This is a genomic window from Lacticaseibacillus manihotivorans DSM 13343 = JCM 12514, from assembly GCF_001435035.1.
GTDB lineage: Bacteria > Bacillota > Bacilli > Lactobacillales > Lactobacillaceae > Lacticaseibacillus > Lacticaseibacillus manihotivorans.
On sequence record NZ_AZEU01000184.1, the window covers coordinates 1 to 15,818 of the forward strand.

The following is a 15,818-nucleotide window of genomic DNA, read 5'->3' on the forward strand; positions in this document are numbered from 1 at the left end:
AGATCTTCCTAAAAGATAAATTTATCCTTCAACACCAGTTGACGCAGAGCCAAAAATTCATTTGTTGAAATCGCAGTACAAATTATTGACGAACTGCTACGCATTCATGCGGAAGCTGATCCACATTTACGTCCGAAAGTGGTTGAAGCAGTGACGACTTATGTCCAAAACTTACATGAGTATAGCAAGATCGAGGCAGGCATGATTGAAGCGCTGATCGAATATGCACCAGTTCAAACCGGCTTGACGTGGATCACGCCAGTTTATCAAGCAGTCATGAAAGCCCCACAAGCCGCGACACAATTACAAGTCAAACGTTTGATTGCTTATTGTGGTGTGGTCGCAAATGCGGCGGTTTTGGCACCAGATTTAGAGGTGATGGACCAAGTTGTTGATTGGATGTCTGAATTAAAGCAACTGATACCAGAAGATCCAATTGTGGCTTACAATTGTCGCGTAGTTGAAGCGCTGTATGATGAACAGCTGACGCCAAATTCCGAAACAAAAGCACAGTTGGTTGCAGTGGTTAAAGCGGTCAAATATATTGATCCGCCGCATTACTATACGGAGTTCTCTCAATATATGATCGCGCAAGGGTGGCTGACTGTCGAGGATTTTGCCTGCGCTAAAAGTTAATGAAGTTTGCGTCACTCACTTAACCGGGTGGCGCTTTTTTGTTGTGGCAACATCGTGTAAGCCTTGACATTATAGACGGTTGCGTGCAAAATAGGCGATAATCGGTATCTAATATTTCGATAAAAGAGATCGGCCGATCGCTTCGAGATGTTCACTCAAATAAGTTTTTGCAGATTTGCAAAAACACGAGTGTCCCTCGAACTACCATGAATTTGTGGTAGCAGCCGGTCTTTTCATTTGCCGTTTTTTGAGGGAAGAACTGAAAAAATGAAGTGAACTTTGGAGGTTCGAGGAAATGGCAAATCAATCACATAAGTATCCTGATGGTTTTAGCGTTAACGAAGTCGTGAAGAAGAATGGGGCACGTTACTCGTTAGTTCTTAATACGCCAACTCCTGATGCAAAGCTGACCTTGTTCGTTTTGATGATGAATCCAAGCTCTGCTGATGGCGAAGACAGTGATCCAACCGTCAACAAATTGCTGCGGACATTGGGTGCAAGCGGGAAGTACAAGAAAGTAGTTATCGTGAACACGACGCCAATTATTGAAACCGACAGTGACAATTTGAAGAATCGCCAAGCCGAAATCAATAAGTTGGCGATGGTCAATGCTTCAACTGTAGCAAAACAAGTTAAGCTTGCCGGACATTTCCATTTCTTAGTTGCTACTGGTTTGATCAAAAAAGGCGTCAATGATAAATCTTACGTTGCGTTGATGGATCAAATCGATCAACAAACCACGGGTGACGGGTTATACGTCGTTGACTTGACGAAAGATGACTATGGCAAGCACCCGCTTTACACTAAGGATGATGATGTCCGCAACTTGAAGTGGGTCAGCAAGGCGGATGCACAGTGGCACTTGAAGTTACACGCTTAATCGTTTGATTGATAACTGACAATGAAAATGGTGAGGTTGGGGAACTTCCAGTCTTACCATTTTCGTGTCTGGATGATTACGAATGGGGCGTAATTGGCTTCTATAAGTCAAGATAAGAAGGGGTTTTGGAGGAGATAGCATCATGAAATCAAAATGTTGGGCCACGGCGCTCCTTGCCGGACTGTGTTTACTAGCGTTAGGCGCTTGTGGCCAAGCAACCAGTCACAAGGCGGCAAAGTCGACGATCTCGCAATCAAGCAAGAAAACCAAAAAGAAAGTGGTCAAACAATCGCACTCATCATCAACTAGATCGACGACTTCTAGCTCAAGTTCTGCAGACACAATCAAACCCGCAACGCTTCAAGAAAAGCTAGCGATGGTTTTACAAGCGCCAGGTGCGGAAAATTTTGCTTCGGCCACTAGTCAATCTGTTTCACAAACGTCAGACATCGTGACTGACACACCGAATGGTACCGTGGTGTATTCGCTCAGTGTCCAACATGATGATAAGACGCCGATGATCGTTTTAGTTGGTAATGAAGGCTACTTATTCAATACCCAATCCAGTGGTATCCCTTTCACTTGGGTACAACAAAATGCATTGCAGGTTGATTTATCGAGCACTTGGACCAGAGATCACGGGAAGACTGGCCTTGAACAGTTGGCTCAACAGCTTTCAATCGTCAGCGCAGATCAACAAACTCAAAGCACAGATCCAACCAATATCGATGCCGTTTTTCGCCAATATGAATCTGAGGCAACCGAAGACAGTAGTACTGTCAGTGGTGATGGCCCACAGACATCTTCATTTAATCAGCTTGATGGCGATGATACCTGGTGGTGGACAGCGACAAAAGCTGATGGGACCACGGCTTATCATATGAGTCTGGGAGATATTGAATACGTTGGTAACAATACTTACACGGCACAAGCCAGTCAAACTTCACCGATGTTGGATGCAGTTTTAACCATCACTTTCAGTAGTCCGAACCAATATCGCATTCAATCGACTGATATCAATTACGATGGCATGTTTAATTACTAGGGAGAATACGCGATGAAAAAGACGGGATTAATCGCACTGGCGGTCGTTGTGTCACTGGCTGGGTGTGGCCAAGCGAAGACAACAACCGTAAAAAAGGCAACGCCAAGTGCGCCTAAGCAGGCGTTGAAAGCAACGACTTATACGCAAGACGGTAGTACTGTTATGTTGTCAAAAGATGGGACCTTCGTTGCTGAAACCAAAGATAATGATCAGCACACCGATACCATGCGCCAAGGAACGTATCAATTCAATCATGCTAAAACCAAGGCCACGTTGAAAGTTACTGGTGTGACCACGGCGACTTATCCAGATCAATCAGCCCTTGATCAAGCTACGGCGCCCCAGCAGATTACACGTAAGCTCAAAGGTCAAACGTTAACGCTGACAGAAAAAACTTTACCGACGCTAACGCTTGCTGATGCTAAAAAGTCGGCGACTAAGTTAAGTCGCTATGATGATTTTTATCCAGCGCTGACGAAGAAATATAATGCAACTTATGGCGCTCTTCAAGCAAAGACATACTTTGCATCAACGAATACTTCGAGTGATGTTGGCTCAGGATTTTTATGGTTTAAAGGGAATCATTTCTTTTGGCGACTACAACCAACGCATTCAGTTGATGCGACTGATCGGGTTGTTTTTGCAGAAGGCAGCTATATTTTTGACGCGGCCAAATCTGAATTGAATTTAACTTTGACAGATCAAAGCCCACTTTATTACCAACCAACCGGGCTTGATTATGATGACCGTCAAAAAGGTTATACAAAATCAGAAGCCGGCCCACTTGGAAGTACGGTTACGATGACGTTGTCGCAAGTTGGTGACCATTATCAAATCGGTTGTGATGATCCTAATGTCGGAACGTATGTCGTCAGTGGAGATGGGACAGTTTCCTATACCGTTGCGCACATGGAAGCACAATTTGTTAAAGCAAAGACGATCACTGACGTATTCCCAACGGCAGATGATTTCTTGCAGTACATCGAAGATGGTATTGAAAATGGTGATGATGCAGATAACGTCGATCATTATGGGGTAACAACTGATCAAACCATTCAAGTGTCAGATGATGCGGACCAGACCATGACGGATACACCAGTTAAATATGTTGTATCTTATGAAAATATGGCGGCTCATCACGAAGAACATGTGGCAGTTGCTGAAGATGGAACGAGCTACTATGCAATGTCGTTAGGTGCGTATATGACAGACAGTGATCGAACTTCAGAGATGCAACAAAAGATCTCTGATCTCGCGAATTAATTAAAGAAAGTAGTCTCCTTTAGTTCAATCAGTTATTGGGCACGCTAAAACCCCGCTACGACTTCAAATCGTGGCGGGGTTTGTGATATATTCAGTTTTTTACAGCAGATGTTCCAGTCCGACAACCAGGGTATCCAGTTGTTGCACCTTGCTGATAGCAACTGCCACACCAGACATAAACGATTCGCGATCAAATGAATCTTGGCGAATGGTCAAAGCTTCACCAGGCGCGCCGAACAAGACTTGCTCATGGGCGACATAACCTGGTAAGCGGACGGCGTGAACTGGCACACCATCAATTTTTTCACCGTGAGCCGGATCATCGGTGGTTGGACGTGGTTGAGCGGTCCGCGCTTTGGCGATCATTTCTGCAGTGGCACGCGCAGTTCCTGAGGGGGCGTCGAGTTTGTCTTCGTGATGCATTTCGATCACTTCAGCATCTGGGAAGTACTTGGCTGCTTGTGCTGCGAATTGCATCAACAATACTGCAGAAATCCCAAAGTTTGGCGCGATCAAGCCGCCGATATGCTTTTCAGCGGCTAATGCGATGACGCGCTTTTGATCATCTGCGGCCATACCGCTCGTACCGACTACCGGATGGATACCATGATTGATGGCGGCTTCGATATTTTGAGCGACTGCTTTTGGGGTGGTAAAGTCGACCCAAACATCTGCGACGCCGTCTTCGATTTCGTCATATGAATGCCAAACTTTGACGTCAGGATCCAAACCGTACTCGGCAGGATCAAGATCTAATACCACTGGGTTGAAAATGGCTGTGAGTTTGAAGTCGTCGTGGGCTTTGAGCATGTTGACGACTTTTTGACCCATGGCACCGGGAAAGCCGGCAACTAAAACGTTGATCATGAATTAAACCTCCTGTAAGTTCGCAACGCCTAAGCGAGCGGCGAGTTGTGTTTCTTGTTCATTGGTTAAGGGTAACAGTGGTAAGCGTGGCGCACCAACGGCAAAACCAGTCGCATTCAAAGCGGCTTTGGTCGGTGCTGGGGATGGCCAAGCGAATAAGGCACTCATCTTTGGCAACAAGTCGCGCTGCAAGGTGCCAACTGTTTGCAAATCACCAGCTTGCAAGGCATTTAAAGCCTGCGCCATTTCATCACAGTACAAGTGGCTGGCCACTGAGATCACGCCGGCACCACCGAGGGTTTGCACATCGATGAACTGGGCATCTTCGCCAGTCCAGACATTGAAATCATCTGGCGTGGCGTTAACAATCGCAGAGAATGAATTCAAATCCCCGCATTGTTTGATGCCTTGGATATTTGGATGTTCTGCAAGCTTGGCCACTGTTTCGACTTCCATATTCACGCCGGTGCGCCCAGGGATATTATAGATCACCACTGGCTTGGTTGCCGCATCTGCGACGGCTGTAAAGTGAGCGATCATGCCATCTTGGTTTGGCTTGTTGTAATAAGGCACGACCACCAGCAAACCATCGACGTTTTTAATAGAAGAAACTTGTTCAGCCAATTCAACTGAAGCCTTGGTGTTATTGGAGCCGACGTTTGCGATCACAGCCGCGCGGTCGCCGACGATTTCTGCAAAACGGGTGAACAGTGTCGTTTTTTCTGATGGGGTCAAGGTTGGGCCTTCACCAGTGGTCCCGCCGATCACAAAACCATCTGAGCCTTGCTGGATCAAATGGTTGGTCAAGTTTTCCAAAACGGTGTAATCGATCTCGTCATTTTCATTAAACGGTGTGACGATCGCCGTGATCAAATGTGCCTTTAACATGTGATTGCCTTCTTTCACTCACTCATGCGATGGGCCAAAAAGCCGCAAATCGCGTTGACACCAGGGACCAAGGCGGATTCATCGGGGCTTAGCTCAGCAGAGTGCAGTTCGTGTGAATCATTGACGCCTAGCCAAAACATGGTGCCAGGAATTTTATTTAATAAGTAGCCGAAATCTTCACCCGTCATCACGCCAGGCGTTTCGATGAAGTTCACGTCTGGTTGGGACTGCATGTAAGTCATGAAGTCGTGGGTCAATTCGGGATTATTTTCAACTGGGTAGTAGCCGCCTTGATTGAGTTCGATGTTGACCTCACAATCAAAGCTTTCGGCCACGCCTTGAGCGACTTGCTTCAAGCGTCCTTGTAAATAACTGATCGCTTTTTGCGTAAAGCCGCGCAAGGTGCCTTCGATGCGGGCATGGTCGGCAATGACATTACGGATCGTCCCAGCTTGTAATTTGCCTAAGGTGATCACTGCAGAATCCGTTGGCGCAATGTTGCGCGACACAATGGTTTGCACTTGGGTGATGAAGTATGCCGCAGCAACAACCGCATCGTTCGCATTTTGTGGGAAGGCGGCGTGACCACCACGGCCAATGATATCGACGTTGATTTCAGTCGTTCCAGCAAACAAGGTGCCAGGGTTGGTGCCAATTGCGCCAGCTGGGAGATCTGGACGATCATGCAAACCGTAGAATTCATCGACGTGCCAATCACCTTCAAAGACGCCGAGATCATAAGCTCGCTTGCCGCCATATTCTGCTTCTTCAGCTGGTTGGAAGAAGAAAATCAAATCATCTTTTGGCTGATTTTCGGCAAAATGGCTCAATACGCCAAGCGCTACCGTCATATGCATATCATGGCCACAAGCATGCGCGATACCAGGATGCTTGGAACTGAACGGCAAGCCGGTGTTTTCTGTGACCGGTAAGGCATCGATATCAGCACGATAGCCGATGGTGCGTTTGGGATCAGTCCCTGAGACTTTTACCAACAAAGCAGTCGGCAGTTCTGGGACTTCGCGGATCGTCAACCAAGTTTGTGGGAAGTTTTTGACGGTTTTTAATAGGTAGTCATGGGTTTGGACTTCGTTAAGGGCCAGTTCTGGAATTTGATGTAAGTCGCGGCGAATTTGGATTAAATCGATCATCGCTTACAGCTTCCGTAAAGCGTCAACCAACGCCGTCTTATCACGCGTTTGGTCGTTGGCGACTTTGATCACTTTAGCAGGGACACCAGCGACGACGGCATTTTCTGGGACATCTTCAATCACAACGGCACCGGCTGCGACGACGGCACCTGCACCGATTTGTACACCTTCAAGCACCACGGCATTGGCGCCGATCATGACGTTATCACCAACGCGGACAGGTTCTGCGCTGGCTGGTTCGATCACGCCGGCTAATACCGTGCCAGCGCCGATGTGACAATGCTTGCCGACAAAAGCGCGACCACCGAGGACGGCACCCATATCGATCATGGAGCTTTCGCCGATTTCTGCGCCGATGTTGATGATGGCGCCCATCATGATCACAGCATTATCGCCGATCGCCACTTGATCGCGAATGATCGCGCCAGGTTCGATGCGGGCATTGTAGTTGCGGACGTCAAGCATTGGCACCCCGGTGTTGCGGCCTTGGGCTTCAACGACTTGATCAGAGATCTTATCAGCATTAACCTCAAGGACTGGTTGAATGTCAGTCCAGTCGCCGATCACGGTGCCGGTGTGCTTGCATGAGAAGTTGTGCACGCTAGCCGGGAACTTCAAGTCAGCTAAATCACCTTTGAGATAAACTTTGACAGGTGTGGTTTTCTTGGAGTTGGCGATGGTGTTGATCACAGTTTGGGTATCTAAAGTTGGCATGAAAAAATTCCTTTCTTATTTAAAGACATGAGTTCAGTTTAAAAGGCTTAGCTTAGTCGTAGCTTAAATCGTTTTGCGTGAGGTCAGCGTAAGATTGTCGACGAACGACTAACTTCGCTTGACCATTCTCGGCGAAGACCACGGCTGGAATCGGATTGCGGTTATAATTCGAGGCCATTGAGTAGCCATAAGCGCCGCAACTTTTAACTGCGAGCACATCGCCTGGTTGAACGGCTGGTAAATGGGCATGATTGATTAAGATATCGCCTGATTCACAATACTTCCCGACTAAATGGACATCTTGAGTGGGTTGAGCATTGGGGTCGTCTGCTTTGACCGCTTCATATTCCGCTTGGTAAAGTGCTGGCCGTAAGTTGTCGCCCATGCCACCATCGATGGCGATGTATGGGCGTAAGCCTTCGACGTTTTTGCTGGAGCCGACGGTATAAAGCTGGAACCCTGCAGGGCCGACAATCGAGCGGCCAGGTTCGATCCAAACCGCTGGTAAGTCGAAAGGCAAGTTCTGCGCCCGCAAGGTTTTGAGGATCGCTTCAACAAAATCTTCAGCAGGGATCGGATCGTCATCTTTCGTATACGCGATCCCAAAGCCGCCGCCGACGTTTAACACGGATGGGGTGTAGTCGAGTTGTTCGTGCCAATCCTTCAAAATGTTAGCCAGCTTTTGGGTGGCGCCGATGAATCCGGCAACGTCAAAGATTTGACTGCCGATATGGGCGTGAATGCCTAACAAGTTGAATTGAGGATTGGCCAAGGCTAACTTGGCAGCCTTGAACGCTAAACCAGAATCAACGTCAAAGCCGAATTTGGAATCGGTTTGGCCAGTGGAGATATAAGCGTGTGTGTGTGCAGAGATACCAGGCGTTACTCGCAAGAGGATATTTTGCGTACGTTCAGGCGTTTCTGCCAACAAGTGACCAAGTAGTTGCAGTTCGTAGAAGTTATCCACGACGATGGTGCCGACCTTTAAGGCTAAGGCTTCACGCAATTCTTTTTCAGATTTGTTATTGCCGTGAAACGAAACATCTGCCATCGGGAAGTCAGCTTGGGCTGCGGTATAAAGTTCACCGCCTGAAACCACATCGACATGGCAAGCTTCTTGTTTGGCGACTTGGTACATCGCAATGGTGGCGAAAGCTTTTGACGCATAACTCACGGCATAATTGAAATGTTGGGCTTCAAAGACCCGTTTGAACGCGCGGATCTGATCGCGAATGGCAGAAACATCGTAAACATACAATGGGGTTTGAAATTGTTCAGCGAGTTGTAAGCTATCAACGCCACCGATGGTCAAGTGGCCAGCATCATTTGTGGGATCTGACATGTTGAATTCTCCTTTAGCGAGATAAAAAAATAAGGCCCAGTTTTGGCATCTACCAAAACAGGGGTCTCATTCATACACTGGAGTCCGATTGTTTGGATAGCGCCCCGTCGATTTTCGACGACAGTGTAGCCGCTTTTCGCGTCTACCCCAACAACTGACGCACCCACTGTGCCAGCGTTTCGGCGACCGCCCCTTTCACTTAAAGTCATCACAGCGTGGACTGCTCGTTTAAGTTACTGATGTTGGTCGCAACCTCTATCTCATTTATCATGAGTCTATAATAAAACCAGCGCGCCGTCAAATTTAATTTGTGAAAGTTTTTTGTACTAATAATGCCAGAAAATTCCGCATTTAATTCAAAAACTGGTGCTAGGATTGCTGAAGAATGTGTGATAGACTTCAACTCAAATCACCAGGTTCACATTGTTTTATCATGAAAGGGCGTTTAGATTATGCGCGTAGTTAAGTTTGGCGGCTCCAGTTTAGCCGATAGCAAGCAATTTGAAAAAGTCGTGGCGATTATGCAAGCAGACCCACAGCGACAAGTGGTGGTCACTTCAGCTCCTGGTAAACGCGAGCATGGCGACATCAAAGTCACTGACTTGTTGATTCGCTACTGCCAACAAGTCCAAGCACACGCAGAATTTTCTGACACCGTTGCTGAAATCGTCAGCCGCTATGCCGAAATTGCTGAGCATTATCAATTGGCGGCAGGTGTTTTAGGTCATATCCAAGCGGAACTGGAGTCCCTTGCCACAGAACAATTTCCCGATGCTGATTACCAAATGGCTGCGTTTAAGGCCCATGGTGAAAAGCTCAACGGTTACTTGTTGACGGCGGTACTTAATGCAGCTGGCAGCCATGCAGTGTATGGCGAACCGAAAACCATCGGGCTGGTGGTATCGGATGTACCCAATGATGCTGAAGTCCAAAATGAAACTTATGCGAACTTGGCCAAATTTGATCGGCCTGATGGGATCTTGGTGGTACCAGGATTTTATGGTTATACTGAAGCCGGACGCATTGCCACCTTTTCTCGCGGTGGGTCGGATATCACTGGGGCGATTTTAAGTCGCGGGTTCAATGCTGATTTGTATGAGAACTTCACTGATGTCGATGGCGTGTTTGCCGCTGATCCGCGCGTGGTGAAGCATCCGGCCCCAATTGCCAAAATGACTTACCGGGAAATGCGAGAACTGTCATACGGCGGCTTCGGCGTCTTTCATGATGAAGCCATCCTGCCAGCCATCGAAGGCCAGATCCCAATCAACTTGAAAAATACCAATCACCCGACGCATGCTGGCACCATGATCGTGCCAGAAGCGGGGTTCACCCCACAACATGCGGTGACTGGGATCGTGTCATCGGATCATTTTTCCGCGATTTATTTGCACCGTTACTTGTTGAACAAAGAAGTCGGCTTCACGTTGAAGTTGTTGCAGATTTTCTATGATCACGGCATCAACTATGAACATATGCCGAGTGGGATCGATGATTTGACGATCATTTTCGACAATCGTCAACTTACACCTGAACTGCGCACGACGCTTTGCCAAGAGATCCAAGCCAAAATGCATCCAGATGTCTTGCAGTGGATCGATGATTATGCGATCACCATGGTGGTTGGCGAAGGGATGGCCAAGCGCATCGGCTTGATCCAGCGGGTATTGACCCCATTAGTCATGGCCAATGTCCATGTGACGATGATCAACGAAGGCGCCAGTCAAATTTCGTTGATGTTAGGCACTTCAAAGACGCAAGCCAATACCGCAGTGCAAGCAATTTATAACGCCTTTTTCATTCCCGTCAATCAACAAATGGAGGGCTAAACATGGCTCAATTATTAAAAGTTCACGGCTCGATGAATCATTTCTTCTTGCTGGATCAAAGCCAATTTGACACACCATTGCCGGCAGACACTTTGGTGGCTTTGACTAAAACCATCACCGCCAAAGCCGGTTTGCTCGATGGGGCTGATGGTTTGTTAGTGGTATCACCAGACGACCACGCTGCCGGTCGCATGACAGTGATCAACGCTGATGGGACCTATGCCAAAATGTGTGGCAACGGCTTGCGGACGGTATCGCGGTACTTGGCTGAACAAACTGGTCAAAAGGAATTCGTCGTGCAAACTGCAGAATCGGCTTTGCGCGTTCACCAAAGTGCGGACTTGGCCAAAGGCGTACCAGCGTTTGGCGTTGAAATTTCTCCAGTTAGCTTTAAAGCCGCAGACCTGCCTTTTGCCCAACTTGGCCATGATGAAATCATCGATCAAGTGTTACCAGAAATTCACCCGAGCTTTAAGTTCACGGCTATCGCAGTGCCGAACCCGCATTTGATCGCCTTTGTTTCTGAAGCTGAATTGAATGGGGAAGCCATCGGGGAAATCGGTAAACGTTTAAATGCACCGAACCCTTATTTCCCAGAAGGCGTCAATGTGACCTTTGCTGCCATCATGGGACCGCAAACCATTTTCGCCCGGACGTATGAACGTGGTGTTGGCTTCACGAATGCTTGTGGGACAGGAATGTCGGCGACGAGCTTGGCATTAGTCTTGACTCATCCAGAAGTGGCGGCTTTGGATCAGTTGATCACGGTTTATAATCCTGGTGGCAAGGTCCAAACCAATGTCCACCAAGAAAACGATCAGTACTGGATCGAATTGATCGGCAATGCGACAGTGACGCACACAATCGAAATTCCTGATGCTAGTTTACAAGCCGGGAACTTTGATGGGGCGAAAGTGACAGAAACAGGCGAACAAGCAGATTATGATCGTTTTGTCGCTGACTTACCTGTACATGGCTTAGTAAAAACAATTTAAATTTTGGAGGAAATTATCATGAGTGGCTATCACGTAGCAGTTGTTGGTGCAACCGGGGCAGTGGGGACGCGGATGTTGAAAATGGTGGAACAATCCCCACTTCCGATCGCTAGTGTGAAAGCATTGGCTTCCAAGCGTTCCGCAGGCAAAAAGTTACCTTATGCCGATACTGAATTAACGGTTGAAGAATTAACGGATGATTCGTTTGAAGGCATTGATATCGCGCTGTTTTCTGCAGGCGGTTCTGTGTCCAAGCGTTTTGCGCCTAGTGCTGTTAAAGCTGGTGCCATCGTTGTCGACAACACCTCAGCTTTTCGAATGGATCCAGAAATTCCGTTAGTCGTTCCAGAAGTGAACCCTGAAGCTTTGCGCAGTCATCACGGCATCATCGCTAACCCTAACTGCTCGACGATTCAAATGGTCGTTGCCTTGGAACCGATCCGCAAAGCATTTGGTCTCAAGCGCATCATGGTGTCCACTTATCAAGCAGTCGGCGGTGCTGGCCAACGTGCGTTAAATGAATTAGCTGCAGAATCAAAGGCTTATTTGGATGGGGATGTTACCAAAGTTACCCCAGAAATTCTGCCAGTTTCAGGCGACAAGAAGCATTATCAAATGGCTTTCAACTTACTGCCACAAATTGACGTGTTTGAAGACGATGCGTACACCCATGAAGAATGGAAAATGATCCATGAAACCAAAAAGATCATGAAAGGCGACATGGACGACCCAGAACTCAAAGTCACCGCTACTTGTGTCCGCGTCCCCGTGCCGGTTTCTCATGGTGAAGAAGTGTACTTTGAAGTCGAAGATCAAAACGCCACTGCCGATGATATCCGCGCAGCCTTAACTGGTGCACCTGGTGTGATCGTTCAAGATGATCCCGCCCATCAAATCTACCCACAACCTGCCATCGCAGAAGGGACGCGTGATGTCTACGTTGGCCGCATTCGTGAAGATGCAGAAAACCCAGGCTTCTTCCACATGTGGAATGTTTCTGACAACTTGTTGAAGGGTGCTGCATGGAACTCCATGCAAATCGCAGAAACCATGGATGCCATGGGCTTGATCCAACCAAAATAATCTCATCGCAAGTCATCTGCGGATGGCTTGTTTTTTGTCTGCTGGATTAAACTGCGATTACTGTTCGGCGGCGTAAGTGTTTCAGTTTGCAATCAGGGGCCAGTAATCTGACTGCGTTTCAGTGATTTGAAATTGGGACTCCAGTTGGCTCGTCGCCGACAAGTGTTGGTCCTCGGCCGAGCTAACTTTCAATATTCGCGCTGCTCATATTAATAGTGGATCTCGACCTGCGGAACGCAATGCCTTTAGCGGGCACCGCCAACTGCGTTCTCACTATGCATCGACGGCCGGCTTCCGTCCCAATTTCAAATCACTTCCACAACGCCTGATCACAGGCGCCTGATGGCTACGAAACGTGCACTGTCACCGTTGAGGTCACTTTCAAGCCAGCAATGATGCCGCAAGGCTTATTGGTATTGGCTGATTGGAAGATTAAAATAGACGCTTACGATGCCTGACAGCGTTGAATGTTTTGAAGCGCTGTCAGGCGATAAGTTGGGGACTGTGGTAAAATAGCTTAAGAATTGGTTAATCCAGATCACGTTTTCGAAAGGCAGTTTGAACGCATGAAGAATTTTCTCGCTAAGATCAAATTCCCAGCATTTCTAGAAGACATCCGCTTGCGCTATGCCGCAGGATTCATGGTGGTGCTGGCTGTCTTAGTTGTCATCATTGCCAGCTTTATTAAACCGGGCTTGGCATTGTTAATGTTGCTGGCTTTGCTCGGCTTAGTGGTTTCCGTTTTCTACGGTTTAGTGACGATTTCCAACAATACGAATAAATATATTTCTAACCTGGCTTATCGCATCAAGCGTGGTGAACAAGAAGCCTTGATCAAAATGCCTGTGGGGATCTTGTTGTATGACAAAGATCTCACGGTGGAATGGGCGAACCCCTATTTACAACAGTATTTTGATGACACCGAATTACTGGGGCAAAAGCTTGGTGACATCGATGCTGATTTGGGGAAATTGGTTGCCGATAACCTCGATACCAACACCTTGCAGACGATTCGTTGGGCGGATCATGATTTTGAAATGATCATTCAAAAATCCATCGGCGTCGTGTATCTGATGGACATCACCCGCTATGCCAAAATCGAAGCTCGCGCGGAGAACGAACGGGTCGTCATCGGACAAATTTTCCTGGATAACTATGATGAAATCACCCAAACCTTGGATGATCAAACCGTGACCAACTTGAACTCTTATGTGACGAACCAGTTATCTGATTGGGCCAATGATTACGGTATGTTCGTTAAGCGCATTGCCAATGACCGCTTTTTGATGGTGGCGTATGTCCAAGCCTTGCAACAAGTTGAAGCGGACAAGTTCAAGATCCTGGATACGATCCGCGTGGAAACGTCCAAGCAGAACTATCCGCTGACCTTGTCAGTCGGGATCGCTTATGGGGATTCTGACTTAGCGCGCTTGGCCATCACGTCACAATCCAACTTGGATCTGGCGTTAGGCCGAGGCGGCGACCAAGTGGTGGTTCGGGCCAAAGGGGAACAAGCCCGTTTTTACGGTGGGAAAACGAATCCGATGGCCAAGCGGACTCGGGTGCGTGCTCGCATGATCTCCCAAGCTCTACAAGAATTGTTCAAGCAAACCGATAAAATCTTTGTCGTTGGGCATCAACGTCCTGATATGGATGCCGTTGGTGCAGCATTAGGGATTCGCCGGATTGCCCAAATGAACGGCAAAGAGTGTTATGTCGTCATCAATCCAGAGCAGTTGCATTCAGATGTGGAACGCTTGATGGGTCGGGTTGGCCAAGATCCAGAAATTGCCAATGCGATTGTCACCCCTGAAGCGGCGCTCGCTCAAGCCACCAGTCAAAGCTTGTTGGTGATGGTGGATCATTCCAAGCCGTCGATCACCACGGCGCCACAATTGTATGATCGTTTAGCCGCGCGTACCGTGATCATCGACCATCATCGCCGCGGGGAAGAATTCCCAGAAAATCCGATGCTGGTCTATATCGAACCTTATGCTAGCTCGACTTGTGAATTGATCACGGAAATGTTTGAATATCAACCGACGAACACCAATGGCGTCTCCAAGCTTGAAGCTACGGCGATGTTAGCCGGGATCACGGTGGATACCAAATCATTTTCACTGCGGACTGGGACGCGGACGTTTGACGCCGCTTCTTATCTACGGTCAGTCGGGGCTGACGGCTTGTTGGCTCAGAATCTGTTGAAAGAATCCGTTGAAAGTTACATTCAAAAGAATCACTTGATCGATAGCGTTGAAATGATCAGTGACAATATGGCATTATGTATTGGTGAAGAAAGCACGCCATACGACCCTGTGATCGCAGCCCAAGCGGCAGATACCTTGTTGTCGTTAAGCGGCATCGATGCCAGTTTTGTCATCACGCGCCGGCCTGATTCACGCGTGGGGATCTCTGCGCGGAGTCTCGGGGATATCAATGTGCAAGTGATCATGGAACAACTCGGCGGCGGGGGGCATTTGTCCAACGCAGCCACCCAAATTGAAGGTCAATCTGTCGCCCAAGTGAAAGCCAAGCTGATGGATACGATCAAGAACGTCGAAGCGCAAGATTAAGCGTGCTAAAAGGAGGAACCAACATGAAAGTTATTTTTACTCAAGATGTCCGTGGTAAAGGCAATCGTGGCGAAGTCAAAGAAGTGCCAGACGGCTATGCCCAAAACTTTTTGATCAAAAACGGCAAAGCTAAGGCCGCAACCCCACAAGCCATGAGTGCCTTACGTGGTCAACAACGCTTAGAAGATAAAAAGGCCGCAGAACACAAAGCTGAAGCTGAAAGTATCAAAGCCTTGCTGGAAGACGACAAGCATATCGTTGAGATCCAATCCAAAGCCGGTGAAGATTCTCGCTTGTTTGGTTCGATCCCATCAAAGCAAATCGCCCAAGCTTTGGATCGTCAATACCAAATCAAAGTCGACAAGCGCAAGATGGACTTGCCAGAACCGATCAAGACGCTCGGCTACCGCAACGTGAAAATCAACTTGTATCCAGGTGTTGATGCCACGATCCGCGTGCACATCACCCCACAAAACTAATTGCAAAAACAAGTTCGGATGCACTAGTCCCTGTCAAGTTGACAGATGAAATATTATAAAGTTGAATCTGTCT

At 47.8% G+C, this 15,818-nt stretch carries 14 protein-coding genes and 1 riboswitch; of the genes, 9 read left to right on the top strand and 5 right to left on the bottom strand.

Annotation, left to right across the window (positions count from 1 at the left end; all coding sequences use genetic code 11):
- Positions 1-201: 201 nt before the first annotated feature.
- From FD01_RS10575 to FD01_RS10590, 4 genes are all read left to right on the top strand, one after another.
- Positions 202-636 (top strand): hypothetical protein, encoded by a 435-nt coding sequence (locus FD01_RS10575; protein ID WP_152164604.1) that lies wholly within the window; start codon positions 202-204, stop codon positions 634-636.
- Between the two features lie 295 nt (positions 637-931).
- Positions 932-1,516, top strand: coding sequence for a DUF1643 domain-containing protein (locus tag FD01_RS10580; protein WP_056964201.1), 585 nt, complete (start codon positions 932-934; stop codon positions 1,514-1,516).
- Between the two features lie 142 nt (positions 1,517-1,658).
- Complete coding sequence (locus FD01_RS10585; protein WP_054717828.1) at positions 1,659-2,561, top strand: hypothetical protein; 903 nt, start codon at positions 1,659-1,661, stop codon at positions 2,559-2,561.
- A gap of 12 nt (positions 2,562-2,573) precedes the next feature.
- Complete coding sequence (locus FD01_RS10590; RefSeq protein WP_056964203.1) at positions 2,574-3,824, top strand: hypothetical protein; 1,251 nt, start codon at positions 2,574-2,576, stop codon at positions 3,822-3,824.
- 99 nt (positions 3,825-3,923) lie between these two features.
- Here the strand turns inward: FD01_RS10590 and dapB are convergent, their stop codons facing one another.
- The 5 genes from dapB to lysA are packed head-to-tail and all read right to left on the bottom strand — an operon-like array spanning position 3,924 to position 8,786.
- Positions 3,924-4,691, bottom strand: a complete 768-nt coding sequence (dapB, locus tag FD01_RS10595) for a 4-hydroxy-tetrahydrodipicolinate reductase (RefSeq protein WP_054717817.1) — start codon at positions 4,689-4,691, stop codon at positions 3,924-3,926.
- Positions 4,692-4,694: 3 nt separating this feature from the next.
- Complete coding sequence (dapA, locus tag FD01_RS10600) at positions 4,695-5,579, bottom strand: 4-hydroxy-tetrahydrodipicolinate synthase (RefSeq protein WP_056964205.1); 885 nt, start codon at positions 5,577-5,579, stop codon at positions 4,695-4,697.
- Positions 5,580-5,593: 14 nt separating this feature from the next.
- Entirely contained in the window at positions 5,594-6,730 is a 1,137-nt protein-coding gene (locus tag FD01_RS10605; protein WP_056964207.1) for an N-acetyldiaminopimelate deacetylase, read from the bottom strand.
- 3 nt (positions 6,731-6,733) lie between these two features.
- Positions 6,734-7,444: a 2,3,4,5-tetrahydropyridine-2,6-dicarboxylate N-acetyltransferase gene (gene dapD / locus FD01_RS10610; protein WP_056964209.1), complete on the bottom strand. Its 711-nt coding sequence runs from the start codon at positions 7,442-7,444 to the stop codon at positions 6,734-6,736.
- A 52-nt stretch (positions 7,445-7,496) separates the two neighbouring features.
- The gene (lysA, locus tag FD01_RS10615; RefSeq protein ID WP_056964211.1) at positions 7,497-8,786 is read right to left on the bottom strand and encodes a diaminopimelate decarboxylase; all 1,290 of its coding nucleotides are present in this window, start codon (positions 8,784-8,786) and stop codon (positions 7,497-7,499) included.
- An 89-nt stretch (positions 8,787-8,875) separates the two neighbouring features.
- Positions 8,876-9,052, bottom strand: a riboswitch (Lysine riboswitch).
- A 186-nt stretch (positions 9,053-9,238) separates the two neighbouring features.
- Between lysA and FD01_RS10620 the strand changes: the two genes are divergently transcribed.
- The 5 genes from FD01_RS10620 (at position 9,239) to rplI (ending at position 15,745) form a co-directional block, all read left to right on the top strand.
- Entirely contained in the window at positions 9,239-10,615 is a 1,377-nt protein-coding gene (locus FD01_RS10620; RefSeq protein WP_056964213.1) for an aspartate kinase, read from the top strand.
- Between the two features lie 2 nt (positions 10,616-10,617).
- Entirely contained in the window at positions 10,618-11,610 is a 993-nt protein-coding gene (gene dapF, locus FD01_RS10625) for a diaminopimelate epimerase (protein ID WP_056964215.1), read from the top strand.
- Between the two features lie 18 nt (positions 11,611-11,628).
- Entirely contained in the window at positions 11,629-12,693 is a 1,065-nt protein-coding gene (locus tag FD01_RS10630) for an aspartate-semialdehyde dehydrogenase (RefSeq protein ID WP_056964217.1), read from the top strand.
- A gap of 566 nt (positions 12,694-13,259) precedes the next feature.
- Positions 13,260-15,266, top strand: a complete 2,007-nt coding sequence (locus tag FD01_RS10635) for a DHH family phosphoesterase (RefSeq protein WP_056964219.1) — start codon at positions 13,260-13,262, stop codon at positions 15,264-15,266.
- A 23-nt stretch (positions 15,267-15,289) separates the two neighbouring features.
- Positions 15,290-15,745, top strand: coding sequence for a 50S ribosomal protein L9 (gene rplI, locus FD01_RS10640; protein WP_056964221.1), 456 nt, complete (start codon positions 15,290-15,292; stop codon positions 15,743-15,745).
- The last annotated feature ends 73 nt before the right edge of the window (positions 15,746-15,818 follow it).

Bases quoted from the DNA above. Each gene is read 5' to 3' on its own strand.
- FD01_RS10575 (WP_152164604.1), top strand. From the start codon at position 202: ATGATTGAAGCGCTGATCGAATATGCACCAGTTCAAACCGGCTTGACG.
- FD01_RS10580 (WP_056964201.1), top strand. From the start codon at position 932: ATGGCAAATCAATCACATAAGTATCCTGATGGTTTTAGCGTTAACGAA.
- FD01_RS10585 (WP_054717828.1), top strand. From the start codon at position 1,659: ATGAAATCAAAATGTTGGGCCACGGCGCTCCTTGCCGGACTGTGTTTA.
- FD01_RS10590 (WP_056964203.1), top strand. From the start codon at position 2,574: ATGAAAAAGACGGGATTAATCGCACTGGCGGTCGTTGTGTCACTGGCT.
- dapB (WP_054717817.1), bottom strand. From the start codon at position 4,691: ATGATCAACGTTTTAGTTGCCGGCTTTCCCGGTGCCATGGGTCAAAAA.
- dapA (WP_056964205.1), bottom strand. From the start codon at position 5,579: ATGTTAAAGGCACATTTGATCACGGCGATCGTCACACCGTTTAATGAA.
- FD01_RS10605 (WP_056964207.1), bottom strand. From the start codon at position 6,730: ATGATCGATTTAATCCAAATTCGCCGCGACTTACATCAAATTCCAGAA.
- dapD (WP_056964209.1), bottom strand. From the start codon at position 7,444: ATGCCAACTTTAGATACCCAAACTGTGATCAACACCATCGCCAACTCC.
- lysA (WP_056964211.1), bottom strand. From the start codon at position 8,786: ATGTCAGATCCCACAAATGATGCTGGCCACTTGACCATCGGTGGCGTT.
- FD01_RS10620 (WP_056964213.1), top strand. From the start codon at position 9,239: ATGCGCGTAGTTAAGTTTGGCGGCTCCAGTTTAGCCGATAGCAAGCAA.
- dapF (WP_056964215.1), top strand. From the start codon at position 10,618: ATGGCTCAATTATTAAAAGTTCACGGCTCGATGAATCATTTCTTCTTG.
- FD01_RS10630 (WP_056964217.1), top strand. From the start codon at position 11,629: ATGAGTGGCTATCACGTAGCAGTTGTTGGTGCAACCGGGGCAGTGGGG.
- FD01_RS10635 (WP_056964219.1), top strand. From the start codon at position 13,260: ATGAAGAATTTTCTCGCTAAGATCAAATTCCCAGCATTTCTAGAAGAC.
- rplI (WP_056964221.1), top strand. From the start codon at position 15,290: ATGAAAGTTATTTTTACTCAAGATGTCCGTGGTAAAGGCAATCGTGGC.